Origin of the sequence: Treponema parvum, from assembly GCF_017893945.1 — a bacterium.
Classification (GTDB): Bacteria; Spirochaetota; Spirochaetia; order Treponematales; family Treponemataceae; genus Treponema_D; species Treponema_D parvum_A.
In genome coordinates this window covers 1,446,529-1,461,492 of sequence record NZ_CP054257.1, presented here as the reverse complement: position 1 = coordinate 1,461,492, position 14,964 = coordinate 1,446,529, and the positions used below count along the sequence as shown (strand labels likewise).

General features: G+C 45.0%; 13 protein-coding genes and 2 tRNA genes. 10 read left to right on the top strand and 5 right to left on the bottom strand.

Features of this window, described 5'->3' with window-relative positions:
- Window positions 1-3: 3 nt before the first annotated feature.
- Together thrC and HRI96_RS06565 are read right to left on the bottom strand one after the other, a co-directional pair.
- Entirely contained in the window at window positions 4-1,416 is a 1,413-nt protein-coding gene (gene thrC, locus HRI96_RS06570) for a threonine synthase (protein ID WP_210116608.1), read from the bottom strand.
- Between the two features lie 10 nt (window positions 1,417-1,426).
- Window positions 1,427-2,395 (bottom strand): hypothetical protein, encoded by a 969-nt coding sequence (locus tag HRI96_RS06565; RefSeq protein ID WP_210116607.1) that lies wholly within the window; start codon window positions 2,393-2,395, stop codon window positions 1,427-1,429.
- A 122-nt stretch (window positions 2,396-2,517) separates the two neighbouring features.
- Between HRI96_RS06565 and alr the strand changes: the two genes are divergently transcribed.
- Window positions 2,518-3,666 carry an alanine racemase gene (gene alr / locus HRI96_RS06560; protein ID WP_210116606.1) on the top strand — a complete coding sequence of 383 codons (1,149 nt, stop codon included), beginning with the start codon at window positions 2,518-2,520 and terminating at the stop codon, window positions 3,664-3,666.
- Window positions 3,667-3,704: 38 nt separating this feature from the next.
- Here alr and HRI96_RS06555 read toward each other — a convergent pair whose 3' ends face one another.
- A complete protein-coding gene (locus HRI96_RS06555; protein ID WP_256729172.1) occupies window positions 3,705-5,273 on the bottom strand; it encodes a bifunctional folylpolyglutamate synthase/dihydrofolate synthase in 1,569 nt (522 codons plus the stop codon).
- Window positions 5,274-5,433: 160 nt separating this feature from the next.
- On the opposite strand from HRI96_RS06555, the gene trpS reads away from it, so the two are divergent.
- Window positions 5,434-6,519: a tryptophan--tRNA ligase gene (gene trpS / locus HRI96_RS06550; RefSeq protein WP_210116604.1), complete on the top strand. Its 1,086-nt coding sequence runs from the start codon at window positions 5,434-5,436 to the stop codon at window positions 6,517-6,519.
- A gap of 6 nt (window positions 6,520-6,525) precedes the next feature.
- On the opposite strand, the gene HRI96_RS06545 is transcribed toward trpS, so the two are convergent.
- Window positions 6,526-7,941 (bottom strand): CCA tRNA nucleotidyltransferase, encoded by a 1,416-nt coding sequence (locus HRI96_RS06545; RefSeq protein WP_210116603.1) that lies wholly within the window; start codon window positions 7,939-7,941, stop codon window positions 6,526-6,528.
- A 38-nt stretch (window positions 7,942-7,979) separates the two neighbouring features.
- Between HRI96_RS06545 and HRI96_RS06540 the strand changes: the two genes are divergently transcribed.
- On the top strand, window positions 7,980-8,735 hold the full coding sequence (locus HRI96_RS06540) for a thiamine diphosphokinase (protein ID WP_210116602.1): 756 nt from the start codon (window positions 7,980-7,982) through the stop codon (window positions 8,733-8,735).
- A gap of 83 nt (window positions 8,736-8,818) precedes the next feature.
- Here the strand turns inward: HRI96_RS06540 and HRI96_RS06535 are convergent, their stop codons facing one another.
- Complete coding sequence (locus HRI96_RS06535; RefSeq protein ID WP_210116601.1) at window positions 8,819-9,181, bottom strand: hypothetical protein; 363 nt, start codon at window positions 9,179-9,181, stop codon at window positions 8,819-8,821.
- A 136-nt stretch (window positions 9,182-9,317) separates the two neighbouring features.
- Here HRI96_RS06535 and HRI96_RS06530 point away from each other — a divergent pair, with 136 nt between their 5' ends.
- The 7 genes from HRI96_RS06530 to dnaG all read left to right on the top strand — a co-directional run bounded on the left by HRI96_RS06530 (window position 9,318) and on the right by dnaG (window position 14,963).
- A complete protein-coding gene (locus tag HRI96_RS06530; RefSeq protein ID WP_210116600.1) occupies window positions 9,318-10,139 on the top strand; it encodes a hypothetical protein in 822 nt (273 codons plus the stop codon).
- Window positions 10,140-10,160: 21 nt separating this feature from the next.
- Window positions 10,161-10,544 (top strand): chorismate mutase, encoded by a 384-nt coding sequence (gene aroH, locus HRI96_RS06525; RefSeq protein WP_210116599.1) that lies wholly within the window; start codon window positions 10,161-10,163, stop codon window positions 10,542-10,544.
- 171 nt (window positions 10,545-10,715) lie between these two features.
- Window positions 10,716-10,790, top strand: a tRNA-Thr gene (locus tag HRI96_RS06520).
- A gap of 11 nt (window positions 10,791-10,801) precedes the next feature.
- Window positions 10,802-10,883: transfer RNA gene (locus HRI96_RS06515), tRNA-Tyr, on the top strand.
- Window positions 10,884-11,163: 280 nt separating this feature from the next.
- Window positions 11,164-12,102 (top strand): MBL fold metallo-hydrolase, encoded by a 939-nt coding sequence (locus HRI96_RS06510; protein ID WP_210116598.1) that lies wholly within the window; start codon window positions 11,164-11,166, stop codon window positions 12,100-12,102.
- A 12-nt stretch (window positions 12,103-12,114) separates the two neighbouring features.
- On the top strand, window positions 12,115-13,188 hold the full coding sequence (mltG, locus tag HRI96_RS06505; RefSeq protein WP_210116597.1) for an endolytic transglycosylase MltG: 1,074 nt from the start codon (window positions 12,115-12,117) through the stop codon (window positions 13,186-13,188).
- Window positions 13,188-14,963 (top strand): DNA primase, encoded by a 1,776-nt coding sequence (dnaG, locus tag HRI96_RS06500; RefSeq protein WP_210116596.1) that lies wholly within the window; start codon window positions 13,188-13,190, stop codon window positions 14,961-14,963. Before mltG ends, dnaG begins: the two co-directional genes overlap by 1 nt.
- The last annotated feature ends 1 nt before the right edge of the window (window position 14,964 follow it).

The window sequence follows — 14,964 nt, the reverse complement described above, 5'->3', positions numbered from 1 at the left end:
AGCCTATAGGTTTTCGATCAGCCACGACTTGAATTGCTCATAGTCGTTTTCCATTGAAACGGCGTTGTCGGGCAGCCGCAGAACCGCTTCCAGTCTCGAAGGCATGGGGGGCTCTCTTCCTATAGCCTTTTGCACCGTTTCGCCGAATTTTGCAGGGTGAGCGGTCTCCAGAACTATCCCCACGGCTTTTTTTTCCGTCACCGAATTCGCCCAATCTGGAACATTTGGCGTAAGTCCCGGAGACTTGTAATCGCCTTTCAGCCCGCCGCAAAGCCTTCCCATTGCCCCGTTACGTATGTCGTCCCATGCCTTCCATGCGACGGCTCCGTGCGGATCTATTATGTAGCCTGTCTTACGGTTACACTCTCTTATCGCGTTTATTATTCCATCGTTGTCAAGCCAATACGAGGCGAACAAATGTCTTATCTGATCGAGCGTATACATGGAAACGATGCGTTCGTAGTTGCTCGGAGCTCCTACGTCCATTGCGTTTGCATATGTTTCTACGGAAGGGCGGGCGTTGTATTTACCCGTCGCGATCCAGTCCGGTACGGTGTGGTTACTGTTTGTGGCCGCCGTAAAGCCCTCGATAGGCGCGCCCATTTCTCTGGCGATGAGCCCCGACGTAAGGTTACCGAAGTTTCCGGACGGAACACAGGTTATTATCGAAGGGTTTTCAATCGTATTGTCATGCCTTGACCTGTTTTTAACGGCGAGAGCGGCGTACATGTAATAAAAAGCTTGCGGCAAAAGCCTTGAAATGTTTATCGAATTTGCAGAAGACAGGCGGAGCTTTTTGCGCAGGTCTTCGTCCGTAAAAGCCGTCTTTACAAGCTTTTGGCAGTCGTCAAACGTGCCTTTTATCCTTATGGCTCTTATATTCCCCGTAAATGTCGAAAGCTGTTTGTCCTGAAGCGGGCTTATCTTTCCTTCGGGATATAAAATCGTGACATCTATGCCTTCCACGCCCTGAAAAGCGCTGCCGACGGCGCTTCCCGTGTCTCCTGAAGTCGCCACCAATATGTGAAGGTTCTTATCTTCGTTTCTGTTGAAGTATGACATTACCCGCGCCATAAAGCGCGCGCCGAAGTCCTTAAACGCGCACGTAGGCCCGTGAGACAGCTCCAGCACATAGGTTACTTGATCTATGGGAACCAGTTTTGAAATAAACGGATACGAGTCCTGTATTATTGCGCTCAATTCGCTGTCGGGAATTTCTTTGTCCACATAGGGTTTAGCCATATTGAACGCTATGTCGCAAAACGAAGGCTCGGATGTCTTATTTAAAAGATCCTTGTCCATCTTGGGGTAGGAAACGGGAATATACAGCCCGCCCGTCGCGGAATTCATTCCGTTTATTACCGCCGTCTTAAAATCCGCTTTTACAGCCCTGTCTCTGGTATCGGTATAAATCAATTTTTTTTCCTCACATATTGAAAATAATCGCCTGACCGAGTTCTTTTGCAAGAATAGCTCTTGCGCTGCTTATGACCTTCCACTCGGTAGTGTCCGTCGCGGTTACCGACTTTACGGTAGAATACAGAATGTTTCCGGTTTTAATATCCATACAGGAAATATCGGCTTCAAGCGTGCAGGAATAGGTTTTATCGTTTTTTTCAACCGGCGACAAATACTTTATCGTACCGTATATGAGATATGAAACGGAATTGCCGACTATGTTGTTGACGTGTTTATAAACTGCCTGTCTGTCGCCGAGCATGCTTCTGGGAATATCGAAATTCCCTATGTTTGAAAAGCCGTTGTTCATGAGTTCTTTTAAAAGAAATGACGAAGAAAGCGTGTCCGCAAGAGCGGCGCCTTTGGCGTTATAGTCCACAAGCCCTATGAGGCCTCCTTTTCTTGCCAAATTCGTTCTGACCTTCCACGGAGCCGAAACTCCCAGCGAAGATGCCGCTTTTATCACTTCTTCGTCCGAAGTCGGAACGTACGGTAAAAAGTCCAACTGTGTGTTGCATGAAAAAGACGGCGTTTTGGGAATATATACGGCGATGCCTTCGGCGTCGGTGCTTAGTTCTTCTTCGGAAAAAGAAATATTTCCGTTTTCATTTTTTGAAGGATATCTTACCAGGATAGGGAAATTTTCCACGGGACTTCCGTCGACCTTTTTAACTTTTACTGAAAAAGGAGTTTTAAAATCCGTGCCGTTTACCGTTTGCGGCGGCGACGAATTTATCGATAGAGCGATGTCTTTTGTTTTTTCTTCAAAAATTTCTTTTTCGGATTTAATGTAGACTACCGTTTCAACCGGAGCAGAAATCGTTTCCGCAGGCGTATCCGGAGCGGTATCGTAAGATTCTACGGCCGTTTTTGAGGTTTTACAGGAAATACCGGTAATAAGTATGATACCGGCCGCAATAAGAATATTTTTTTTCATATTTTATTCCGGAAAACAGTTTAAATTTTTACCAGTTATTATATGCCGATTTATCAAAAATCTCAAGCCTATTGTATGGATTTGTATTGTATAAATTTCTTGTTTTTTTTAAACTTGAAGACATGCGGAGCACAAAACTCATAATCGATCTTAAAAACCTAAGTCATAATTTCAGGACGGTACGTTCCTTTTTAAAAAGAAACGTAAAGATATGCGCGGCTGTAAAAGCGGACGCTTACGGGCACGGCGCCGTACGCGTGGCGCAAAAGTTGCTCGAAGATGGTGTAGACTTTCTTGCGGTGGCCGCCGCCGACGAAGGCCTTGAACTTAGAGCGGCGGGAATAAATACTCCCGTTCTTGTCTTGAGTCTGTGCGCGCCCGGTGAAGTTGAACTGTTGGTGCGGAATAATCTTACGCCCCTGGTTTTCGACGTGGAATACATAGAGCTTTTTGAACGAGCCGCCGGCAAATTGAAAAAACACGGTTTTCCGGTTCATCTGGCCGTAGATACCGGGATGGGCAGAATAGGCTGTGCGCCTGAAGAAGCCGCTTTTGTAGCGGGTTTTATTAAAAATAAGTGTCCCAATTTGAAATTGGAAGGTATGTGCACGCATTTTGCCGCGTCCGACGGAATCGGCGAAGAAGACGCTTTATATACAGCAAAACAGATAAAAGCGTTTACAAAAGCGTGGAAAGCTGTGGCCGATTCGGGAATAGATCCGGGTATAAGGCATTGCGCAAATTCCGCGGCGATTTTTTCTTTACCTGAAACGCATCTTGATATGGTCCGACCGGGGATAGTTTTGTACGGATATTATCCGGGGCAAATAACTAAAGAATATCTTGACAAAAAAGAAATTCATACCGACCTGCGCCCGGTCATGACATTTGAAACGCAGATCGCCGCGTTAAGACATTTTAAAAGCGGAAGTTCCGTTTCATACGGTTATACTTGGACTGCAAGTTCCGAAACCCGCATCGCCGTACTTCCCGTGGGTTATGCGGACGGGCTTTTGCGCTGTTTTTCTCCGGGACTGGAAGTCGCCGTCGGGGGAAAATTCTATCCCGTGCGCGGGAGAATATGCATGGATCAGTGTATGATTGAAATCGGGATAAGAGGCGGCGTTAAGCGCTGGGACAAGGCGGTTATCTTCGGGAGCAGGGAAGAAGGCGCTCTTTTGTCTGCGGAAGACGTCGCAAAGATTTCAGGCACTATTTCTTATGAAGTCATGACGGGAATATCAAAGCGCGTTCCAAGGGTCTACCGCTGAAGCGCAGGTGCATTCGTACGCAGATTTCAATGCCGCTCTTAGTCGAGGTTGTCGATTATCTTTTTTACTTCCGCCACAAGATAAAAAGAGCCTGTCACAAGCAGGACGGCGCCGTCTTTTTTCGCTTCGTATAAAGCGTTTTTTATCGCTGAAACATGGTCTTCGTTTTCGGTAAATTTAAGGCCGGCTTTTGTAAACGCTTCGCTCATGCGCGAAAGATCGGACTTCTTGGCGTTTCCAGGTCTGGTAAGCGTTATTTTTTCAAAGCGGTTTTTAAAAACAAGGGCTATGTCGAAAACGTTTTTGTCCGCTGCGCACGCAAAAAGAAGGTGGGCTCTTCTTTGTTTGAAGACCGAATTAAAAGTATCGACCGTAAAGCCTATACTGTTGACGGTATGCGCCCCGTCCAGAACAAGATCTTCTTTCGCTATTTCAAAGCGGCCGGGAAGCTTTGCTTTTTCAAGTCCTCTTTCAATGATACTTTCGTCGATAAGCGGGAACAGGGTTTTTATTGCGCAGGCGGCGAGCTTTGCGTTTTCAAGCTGTACCCGTCCTAAAAGCTGCAGTGCGGCCGATATAGGGCGGCTGAAAAGCGGGGATTCCATGCGGATATTCATTCTTACGGTTTTTACGGGCGAGGGCGCCAGGGCGGAATGTACAGCGATGGAAGACGCGGGTATGGAGGCGGCGGGCGCGGGATCGGAAGGCATGGTGCCATAGAAAGTTTGTAAGGATGTATACTCTTTTATACACTTAGGTTCAAAACCCGCCGCCGAGACGCAGTTTTCGCCGGTCAAATAAGAAAAACCGCATTTGCTCTTGTCCATCATCTCCGAAACGAATTTCAGGGGGGCGCATTTTTCCGAAGCTTTTTTTCTAAAAACGTTTTCCGCTTCGATATTTTGATCGGCGGATATAACGGGAATTTTGTCTTTTATTATTCCCGCCTTTTCCCCGGCAATTTTTTCGATCGTATCGCCTAAAAATTGTGTGTGTTCAAGCTCAATGGGCGTCAAAACGCAGAGATCGGGAACTATGACGTTGGTCGCGTCAAGGCGTCCTCCCATTCCCACTTCAAATACGTTGAAATTCGTATGCGCATGTTTAAAGCATAAAAAAGCGTAGACCGTTACAAGCTCAAACCATGTTACGGGCCGTTTTGTCACAGTTCCAAATGAGTCGCGTAAGTTTACGGAATTGCCGGCACGGGCGATATGTCCGCCGGAGCCGCTTACGTTGCCGCCTGTGATTGTGCTCATTAAGTTTTTAAGCTCGTCAAAGGCAGCTTCGTAGACTTCGTTTTCAAATTTTCCATGTGCGCTTCCTATGCGCTCCGTAAATTCGAGTATGTGAGGAGAAGTGTATAACCCTGTTCGGTATCCCGCTTCTTCCAGTATGGAGCTTATCATTGCGGAAACGGAGCCTTTTCCCTTAGAGCCCGCAATGTGAACGCAGGGGCTTTCGTCTTGCGGATCACCGAGCTTTCGACACATAAACTTGACGGTATCCAGCCAAAACATATTTTTTTGAGGCAGTTTTTCAAAATTCAGGAACGAATCGAACCATTTTTCAATTTTATCTATATTTGAATTTGACGCATCTGACACAAATATCTCTCCGTATCGCATTTTCAGAGCTGCTTCTAAAACTGCGGTTTTAGAGATTAATTATAGGAATTTGAACTTATAGAGTAAATAAGCCGTATGTGTTATATTTTCAGAAAAATGCGATCAAAAATTAAAATAAGGTAAGAGGCGGGAGGCTTAAATGGCAAAAGAAATAGATTACGGCGCGAACGGCAGCTATGAAGCGGCGGTTGAAAGAAGCAAAAAGCTTGAGGCTGATATTTCCGTGAATCCCAAAAGATACCGTGTTTTGACGGGCGATCGTCCTACAGGACGGCTGCACATAGGACATTATTTCGGTTCGCTGCAAAACAGGGTTCGCCTTTCCAAGCTCGGCATTCCTACGATGATTCTCATAGCCGATTATCAGGTTCTCACGGATCACGACGCTTTTCAGGAAATAGAGCAAAATACGAAACAACTTGTGATCGATTATCTTGCGGCGGGGATTGTTCCCGGCGAAGATGTGATAATTTACCCGCACAGCTATGTTCCCGAATGTAATCAGCTCCTTTTACCCTTTTTGACGCTTGTGTCCAACGCCGAATTAAGCCGGAATCCTACCGTAAAAGAAGAAATTTCGTCGGCAGGGTTAAAGACCGTGAACGAGGGAATGTATACGTATCCCGTGCATCAAGCGTGCGACATATTGTTTTGCAAAGGAAACGTAGTTCCCGTAGGAAAGGATCAGCTTCCTCACTTGGAATTGACAAGGACTATAGCCAGGCGCTTCAACGAAAAATACAGTCCTAAAAATCCCGTTTTTCCCGAACCTCAAGCCTTGCTCAGCAAAACGCCGAGCATTTTGGGACTTGACGGCAGTCAAAAAATGAGCAAAAGCCGGGGGAACGCAATCATGTTGTCCGCGTCCGAAGACGAAACGGCCGCTTTGATAAAAAAGGCAAAGACGGACGCAGAAAGAAACATAACCTATGATCCCGTAAACCGCCCTGAGGTTGCGAATCTTCTAATGCTTATTTCTTTGTGCACAAAAGAAGATCCTTCCGAAATTGCTTCAAGGATAGGAACGGGAGGGGGCGGCGCGCTTAAGAATATGCTCTCCGAAGTTTTGAACGAAGAACTTCGTCCTCTCAGGGCGGAACGAAAAAGACTTGAAGCCGATCCTGCCTATATAAAAAGCGTCCTTGAAGACGGGATAAGACGCGCCAGAGAAATTGCGATAAAGACCCTTGATGAAGTAAGAACGGTCATGAATATGAGAATTTAAGCTGATCTAGTTGTCGTTTCGGCGGATGTTCCGATAATAGCTCTTTGCGATGTTCAAAAGAGTTTCTTTATTGTTTTGAGCAGGATCGTCAAGAACGCTTTCCAGAAGTGAATTCAGGATTTTGCCCATGTCTTTTCCGGAAGGAATTCCCTCGCTCATAAGATCCTGACCGTTTACGGCAAGATCCTTTATTCCCAAAGCCGTGCTTTTTTTTATCATGTCCGAAATGCGCTCTTTTAGTTCCGAAAGGTTTTCTCCCACGTCGCTGTCGTGAAGCCTTACCGGCATGTTGTGCATCCCGTAAATATCTGCGAGCCTCAATTCAAAAAGCCTTTCAACGTATTCGGGCTTTACGCGGACTATGAACCTTCTCACTGCGGCGTCCGTCCAGCTGCTTTCATAGTGAAACATGTGCTGTCTTATGAGATGACACACGCTGTCTACCGTTGCGTTCGGAAAGCGAAGTCTCGTAAGAATGTTTTTTGTTATGTCGGCTGAAATCGATTCATGGTTGTAAAAAGTAAAAATTTCACCTTTTTCCGTTTTTTCGGTCTTTTTGGCAAGGGGTTTTCCTACGTCGTGAAACAAGGCTGCAAGCCGCACTGTAAGGTCGTCCTGCGGCGCTCCGTCGCAGGCATAAAAAAGATGATCGAGCACGTCGAAGTCATGAAAGCCCCGTATGTCGCTCTGTTTGCAGCCCCTGCACAGCGCAAGCTCGGGAAAAAACTGTTCCAGCATCTGCGTGATTTCCATAAAAACAAGGCCTATGGAAGGACGCGGAGCGCCGAGCATCTTTATAAATTCGTCGCGAAAGCGTTCGATTGAAACGCCTGCAGTCTTTTTTTTTACTTCAGGCAAGGATATCGCTTTAAACGTTTCGTTTTCAATGACAAACCCCAGCTGAGCCGAAAAGCGAAGCGCTCTTACGGGGCGAAGACCGTCTTCCGTAAATCGCGCTACAGGATCGCCTACGGTTCTTATAATCTTTCGTTTTATATCCTGCCGGCCTTTAAACGGGTCTGTTATTTCCTGAGTCGAAAGATTTACAGCTACGGCGTTCATCGTAAAATCTCTGCGGGAAAGATCTTCGTTTATATCCGAAGTGTAAATGACCTTGTCCGGATGACGCCCGTCCGAATAACCTGCGTCGGTTCTGTATGTAGTAACTTCTATCCTGCTGCCCATAAAAAAAACCGTGACGGTTCCGTGTTCTATCCCCGTGGGTATTACTCTGTGAAAAATCGCCATGACTTGTTCTGGCGTTGCGTTTGTGGCTATATCCCAATCCGTAGCATTTTTATGCAGCAAGGTGTCGCGCACAGCTCCGCCCACGAGATAAGCTTCGAACCCCGATTTCGTAAAAAGCTCGTTCATTTTTTTTAATATATGCGGAATTTTTATGTGCTTGATGATAGGCCTCATATGTGCCAAATTATACTGAAAACTTTGAGGGGGCGTCTATGCATATAGTTGTTTTTACAGGGGGCGGCTTCCCCCTGCCTAAAGCGACCGAAAATTACTGGAAAAGTACGTCCGGTCCCGATTATGTCGTCGCGGCCGATTCCGGCTTATGCGCTTGTGAAGCCTACGCCGAATTTTGGAAGACAAAATACGATTTTTCACCCGATGTCATACTCGGAGACATGGACAGTCTTCCTTCGGCTGAAAAAAGGCTAAAAAAATATTCTTCGGAACAAATTATTTTGCATGATCCGTATAAAGATTATACGGACACTGAACTCGCCCTTGAACATGCGCATTCGTATGCGGAGCGGGCAGGAAAAGGAAGTCATAAATTTATCACTTTGATTGGAGGAAACGGCGGACGTTTGGATCACCTTCTTGGAATTTTCGATTTGTTTGCGACCGAATTGCGTCCTTCGGTTTGGCTTTGCGGATCTCAAGCGGTATGGTTTGCGCCGGGGGAAAGCCGATTTGACGTTTCAGGCGTATCTCCCAAAAATCCTATTTCCATAGCCAGGGTAAACGGAGATTCCAGAAGCGGGGGCCAAATAAATTCTTCAGGCCTTGAATGGGAGTGCGGATGTTTTAGAGATAAAGGAATGCCGAGCATAAGCAACAGGATTTCAAAAAAAAATTATAAAGAAGGCCTGCCTGTAAAACTCAGCGTGATCGAAGGAACTTTTCTTTTTATATTTCCCGTTACGGCGCTTATTTCTGCGGTAAATCAAGGAAACCATCCGAAACGTCGCTGATTATAACTGTGTGCAAGATGCGCACGAAAACCCCATTTTTGCCTTCTACCGCTGAGAAAGTTTTTTTGACAAGTCCTTGATATCTAAATTCCTTCCGAAATAAAATTTATTGTTCTCGTCCAAAACGCCGTAAACAGAGCCGCGAATGAAAATACGATCATGATTGCTGCGTAAACGATAAACAGGATCTTTTTTTTGCCGGTATGTTTAAAAATATAAAAAAAAGATTCAGCTGCGCCGCAGATTGAAAAGAAAAACAAAGCAACGGCCGTAAATGCGCTTAAACGCAGAAGGAGGAGCTGGCTTGAATCCAAAAAAAATTGATAATTTCCCGTAATATAAAACAATAAGATTGCAGTAAGAAGCAAAAGAAAAAAAAGCACACAGCGCCTTGTCAGCCTGAAAAGAAGGGGAAGCCGCTGTTCGTTATTTTTCATATTATCCATATCTTTAAGTCTTTTTGCGCCTTGCGGATAATTTAGGTTAAATATATACTACAAGACAGCATTCAGACAGGTCAAGGCGCAGTGCAAAATAAGTTTTATCGCACAAAATGCCTTACCGTTTTTATTTGAGGAAAAAATGAAAACATTTTCAAGGATATTCATATTCGTGTTTATTTTGGCCCTTGCGGGAACAGTGTTTTATTTCGGCTGGGTTCAATACAGGGTGCGTCCCGATACTTGCGGGGTTTTAATTTCAAAAACGGGCGGAATACGTGAAAAACCTATAAAACCGGGCGTATTTTCATGGGCTTGGGAGGCGTTGTTGCCCACCAATACCGAAATTCGTATCTTTTCGCTTTCGCCTTACACGGTTTCAAAACTGATTGAAGGCGAATTGCCTTCGGCCAAGATATATTCAATGCAGATCAAACAGGATCCCGATTTTTCATATTCTTTTAATTTTAAAATATCGCTGCGTTTTTTGCCCGACGGTGTTGTCTCTGCGGTAAAAAGTAACAACGCTATGTCGGACGGAGATCTGTCGGCCATGCTCGACTCGATCGCCTCTGAAATGGCAGAAACGGCTGCTCGAGCACTCATGGAGGCGGCCGAAAAAAAAGAAGGGTTTACGTCACTTGAAGCCGGAAATTTCGATTTTAAAGGTATGCTCGAAGACCTCGCCCTTAAAAATCAAGTCGAAATATCGGCCTTTGTGCTTGAAAACTCTAAAATACCCGATATGAATATGTACTCTTTAGCGCGGGAATCTTTTTATGAATACCGAAAGTCGGTGGATAAGGAACTGGTATTGTCCGCAAAAAAAGAAGCCGAAGAAATTTCCAAGGACGACCGCAACATACGCCGTCTTGAGCGGCTGGGAGAACTGTTCCGTAAATACCCTGAACTGTTGGACATAGTTAAAAACGGCGCTTCTTTGGAATCCCTGCCGCAGCTTTAGGACTTTAGGACAGAGGAACTTATGGACGGAAAAAGATTATACGGAATCCGCGGAGCCGTGAACGTCGAAGATACGGAAGATTCGATCAAAAAATGCGTAGGCGATATGTGCAAGGCTCTGTTTGAAGAAAATAAAATATCTTCCGAAGATATTGTTTCGATCCAGTTTACAATGACCGACGATATAAGCGCTTTGAACGCGGCTACTGCCTTACGAAAATCTGATTGTGGCACTGACGTGTCAAAATGCGCTTTGTTTTGCGCAAAAGAACCGAAGATAAAAAATTCCATGCCTCTTATGATCCGCGTTCTAGTTACGGCTTACATGAGCGAAGGATCTGACGTAAAGCATGTTTTTATGGGGAAGGCTGCCGCATTGCGTCCTGATATTTTTAAGACGTGCTGAAAAGCCGCGCTCGTTGCCGTAATGCCGCATCGACACCGCGCGACATCACAGTCACCGCGCCCGACGTAGTGCGGCATCATAGTTGCACATCGACACTGCGCGGACATAGCTCCATCGGCGTAGGCGTTGACACATTTCTTTTTTTTTTATACTATAACATTCGTTCGTTGTGCCAATTTAGCTCAGCTGGTCCAGAGCACGTGATTTGTAATCTCGGGGTCCAGGGTTCGAATCCCTGAGTTGGCTTTTCGAATAACGGGGAGTTTCCCGAGTGGTCAAAGGGGACAGACTGTAAATCTGCTGGCTCAGCCTTCGTAGGTTCGAATCCTTCACTCCCCAAAATACGCTGTTTGAGGCCGTTTTCGGACGGTCTCGAATTAATTTAAACCGTCTGCCGGCAGAAAATGTTATTCTGCCGCAAAAAGAAAGCGGGATCCGCTTATTTGTCAAAAACGGGTTTGACAAACCCATGTCTATGTTTTAATCTGAGTAAGAAGCTTAATGAACGATTTATCTCAATATGTTGCAAAAGAGCGCCGTTCAATTTAATCTTAAACTGTGCGCACGAAACTAGTCCTGTGCAATGTTCGGGGCGTTCTTAAGATCGCGAGGGTGAAACTTGTTAATTTATTTTTGGGGTGTAAGAGGTTCTATTCCTACGTGTTTGACATCCCAACAGATACAAAAAAAAATATCGGCTGTAGTTCAGCGCATTACTCCTAACGATATAGTTTCCGAAGATTCACGGGAGCGTTTTATTGCGAGCTTACCTGATTGGCTTTACGGAACTACGGGCGGCGATACTCCGTGCGTACAGCTGGTCAGCGGAAAAGGAAAGAATTTCATACTTGACGCCGGTTCCGGGCTTAGGGTGATGAGCAAGAATTCTCCGATTCCTGAAGATAAACATTACAACATGTTTTTTTCTCATTTTCATTGGGATCACATTCAAGGACTGCCTTTTTTCGATCCGATATATAATCCGGAAGTTTCGTTTGATATTTATTCTATATTTCCAGCCGCCGAACGTATTTTAGCGTTTCAAATGCAAAGCCCTTATTTCCCCGTAAAATGGGAAAGTTGTTCCAAAAAGATTAAATTTCACCGCATAAGGGCGGGCGTACCGTTTACCATCGACGGCGTTTCCATAGTTTGCTGCAAGATGTCGCATCCGGGTAATTCGTATTCCTACGCTTTTGTAGAAAACGGTAAAAAATTCGTGTATGCGACGGACGTAGAGCTGACCGGAAAATCTTTTGAATACTCCGACGATCTTAAAGCCGTGTTCAGCGACGCCGACGTACTTGTGTTCGACGCACAATACACTCTTGAAGAAGCCCTGCTCAAAGAGAATTGGGGGCATTCGGCTTTTTGCACTGCGATCGATTTTGCCGTAGGCTGGAATGTCAAACAGCTGTACTTATTTCATCACGAACCTATCTATGACGATCAAAAGTTGGATTCGATCCTGCAGTCGGCCCGCTGGTACGTAAATTATATTGTGCGGGGAAATCTTCAGGTTTTTTTGGCTGTCGAAGGTCTTGTCGTTGAATTGTAGTTAAAGAGTTCTATGAATAAAAAAATTGCTAAAATGTTTAAGGTGTTTTTTGCGGTTTTAGTAAGCTTTGCGGCCTGTCTGTATTTTTACTGGGTTTACGCATGCGGAGCCGTAAATTCGTACGGAACAGGGCATACGGAACGGATAGAAGTGCCGTACGGAATGACGATAAAAGAAATCGCCGCCGTCTTAAAAGAAAAAAAGCTTATTCATAACGAAACCGTATTTTATCTGGCGGCGCGCTATCCGTTTTTGGACAAGTCGGAAATGAACGGGTTGCAGGATTCCAAATTCAATCTTAAAAGCGGAGTTTACGAAGTAAGCAGCGAGATGGGATTGAGCGAAATATTCAATCTTTTGTCGTCAGGCACGCAGGAATACATAAAAATTTCAATTCCCGAAGGTTTCAGCGTTAAAAAGATCGCAAAAAAACTTGCGGACGGAAAGGTTTGTTCCGAAAAGGACTTTATTGAAGCTGCAAATTCAAAACCGCTTTTGGCGGAATACAATATCGCCGCCGACAGCTTTGAAGGATATTTGTTCCCCGATACGTATTTTTTTACTCCCCTTATGAGCGGAAAACAGGCCGTAAAATTTATGGCCGACAATTTTTTTTCAAAGATAGCGGATATTCCTTCTTTTGCAGGAATTTCGCCGGAAGAGCTTAACGACAATGTCATACTTGCTTCGATCGTAGAAAAGGAGTACAGGATCGCCTCCGAAGCTCCTCTTATCGCGAGCGTATTTAAAAACCGGCTTGATAAAAACATTGGTTTGTATTCTTGCGCAACGATCGAATATATTTTAACCGAGATAGAAGGGCAGCCTCATCCGGACGTTATAACTTATGAAAATCTTCAAATCTCAAGCCCCTACAACACATATAAATGGGCGGGACTTCCACCGGGAGCGATTTGCAATCCCGGAATGATAGCTTTAAAGGCCGTAGCCGATACGCCTAAGACAAACTATTATTTTTTCCGCCTTACGGATCTTCAAAGAGGTTCGCACTCGTTCAGTTCCGACTTTAGAACTCATATTGAAGAAGGGCAGCTGCTTTATACCAAAAAAACTTCTGAAAACTGATGCCCGGGTTGATTTCGAAGGAAACGATTGACGCGATTCGTAACTCGTCGGATATTGTCGCCATAATAAACGAATATACTCATCTTGAAAGGCGGGGAAACGATTGGTGGGGATGCTGCCCGTTCCACAATGAAAAAACGCCTTCTTTTCATGTCGAGCCTGAAAAGAATTTTTACTATTGCTTTGGCTGCCATGCCAGCGGCGACGCGATCAATTTCATCAAAGAGATGGAAAAAGTTTCGTATGTCGAAGCCGTAAAGATCCTTGCAAAAAAAGCGGGTGTCGAAATCGTATATTCCGCCGGAAATTCCGAACATGATAAGACCGAAGAAAAACGCACTCAGTATATCGAGCTGTATGAACGGATCGCTTCCACGTTCCATTATTTGCTGACTGAAACCGAGTACGGCAAACAGGCGCTCTCTTATATCACGGAGCGAGGTCTTACGAAAGACACTATCGAAAAATTCAAGTTAGGTTATGCGCCTTCCGATCGTCAATGGCTAAAAAATTTTCTTCGCAAAAAAAACTTCAGCGACGAGTTTCTCGGCGATTCGGGTTTGTTCAGTAAAAAATATCCGGACATCGCTTTTTTCAGCGACAGGCTGATGTTTCCCATCTTTAACCGGCAGGGACAGGCGGTAGCCTTCGGCGGCAGGCTGCTTTCGGGCGAAGGCCCTAAGTATCTTAATTCAGGCGATCTCATACAGTACAAAAAAGGCGATACGCTGTACGCCTTCAATTTTGCAAAAAATTCCATTCGCGAAAAAAAGGCTGTGATATTTTGCGAAGGCTACATGGACGTGATTGCCTATCATCAGTGCGGCATAGACAACGCCGTAGCTCCCTTGGGAACGGCTTTGACCGAAAGCCAGATCCGTATGATCGGCGGGTTTGCGGATACGGTTTTGCTTTCGTTCGATTCGGACGCTGCAGGACAAGCGGCGACGGTAAAAGCCATTCTGATGTGTCGCAAAGCGGGGCTTCAGACAAAGATAATACGTCTTTCAGGCGGTAAAGATCCTGCAGAAATCATGCTCAACTACGGAAAAGAAACATTGACTCAGGACGTAAATAATGCTATATTAGATAGTACTTTTCTGTTATCTAAACTGGGCAAGGACTATCCTGTTGATACAGCCGACGGAAAACTTCGCGCCGCATTGGCCTTTTTTCCGTATGTCGACGCCTTGCGCTCTGATATACAAAAAGAATCTTGTCTGGAACAACTTTCCCAGACGTTCAATCTAAATCCGGAGGCGGTCAGGAGAGATTTTAACGATCGTGAACAGGCGCGTGAGCGAATAGACAGTCGGCAGCCTGACATGCAGGATTCAGACCGGAAAATCAAAATTAATTCCGAATTGCGGGTCCTCATGGCCGTCATAGCCGATCTGAAGCAGTACGAATCGCTCAGAAACGAGCTGTCCGTTGACGATTTTGAAGATCAGTCGGCAAAGAAAATATTCATTGCTTTGGAAGAATGCTACAGAGCCGAAGATTTGAGTTTTTTAAATGTATTGAGTCACTGTGACGACAAGGAATTGCAGAAGCTGGTCACCGAAGTGATCGAAGCTAAAGAATTTTCCAATAATGAAAATAAAATAGTACAGGACGGAATACGTTTGATCAAACGTAAAAAACTTGAAAAGCAGCGGGACAAATTGATGAACCGCATAAGGCAATTCAGCCCTGTAACCGTACAAGACAAAGAGCTTTTACAGGAACTTCTTTCCGAAAAAATGATTATCGATCAAAAATTAAAAAGCAAGTAGT

What these genes read in the sequence shown, in the direction of transcription:
- trpS (WP_210116604.1), top strand. Translation starts at nt 5,434, where the DNA reads ATGGCAAAAGAAATAGATTACGGCGCGAACGGCAGCTATGAAGCGGCG.
- HRI96_RS06540 (WP_210116602.1), top strand. Translation starts at nt 7,980, where the DNA reads ATGCATATAGTTGTTTTTACAGGGGGCGGCTTCCCCCTGCCTAAAGCG.
- aroH (WP_210116599.1), top strand. Translation starts at nt 10,161, where the DNA reads ATGGACGGAAAAAGATTATACGGAATCCGCGGAGCCGTGAACGTCGAA.
- HRI96_RS06545 (WP_210116603.1), bottom strand. Translation starts at nt 7,941, where the DNA reads ATGAGGCCTATCATCAAGCACATAAAAATTCCGCATATATTAAAAAAA.
- alr (WP_210116606.1), top strand. Translation starts at nt 2,518, where the DNA reads ATGCGGAGCACAAAACTCATAATCGATCTTAAAAACCTAAGTCATAAT.
- dnaG (WP_210116596.1), top strand. Translation starts at nt 13,188, where the DNA reads ATGCCCGGGTTGATTTCGAAGGAAACGATTGACGCGATTCGTAACTCG.
- HRI96_RS06530 (WP_210116600.1), top strand. Translation starts at nt 9,318, where the DNA reads ATGAAAACATTTTCAAGGATATTCATATTCGTGTTTATTTTGGCCCTT.
- HRI96_RS06535 (WP_210116601.1), bottom strand. Translation starts at nt 9,181, where the DNA reads ATGGATAATATGAAAAATAACGAACAGCGGCTTCCCCTTCTTTTCAGG.
- mltG (WP_210116597.1), top strand. Translation starts at nt 12,115, where the DNA reads ATGAATAAAAAAATTGCTAAAATGTTTAAGGTGTTTTTTGCGGTTTTA.
- HRI96_RS06565 (WP_210116607.1), bottom strand. Translation starts at nt 2,395, where the DNA reads ATGAAAAAAAATATTCTTATTGCGGCCGGTATCATACTTATTACCGGT.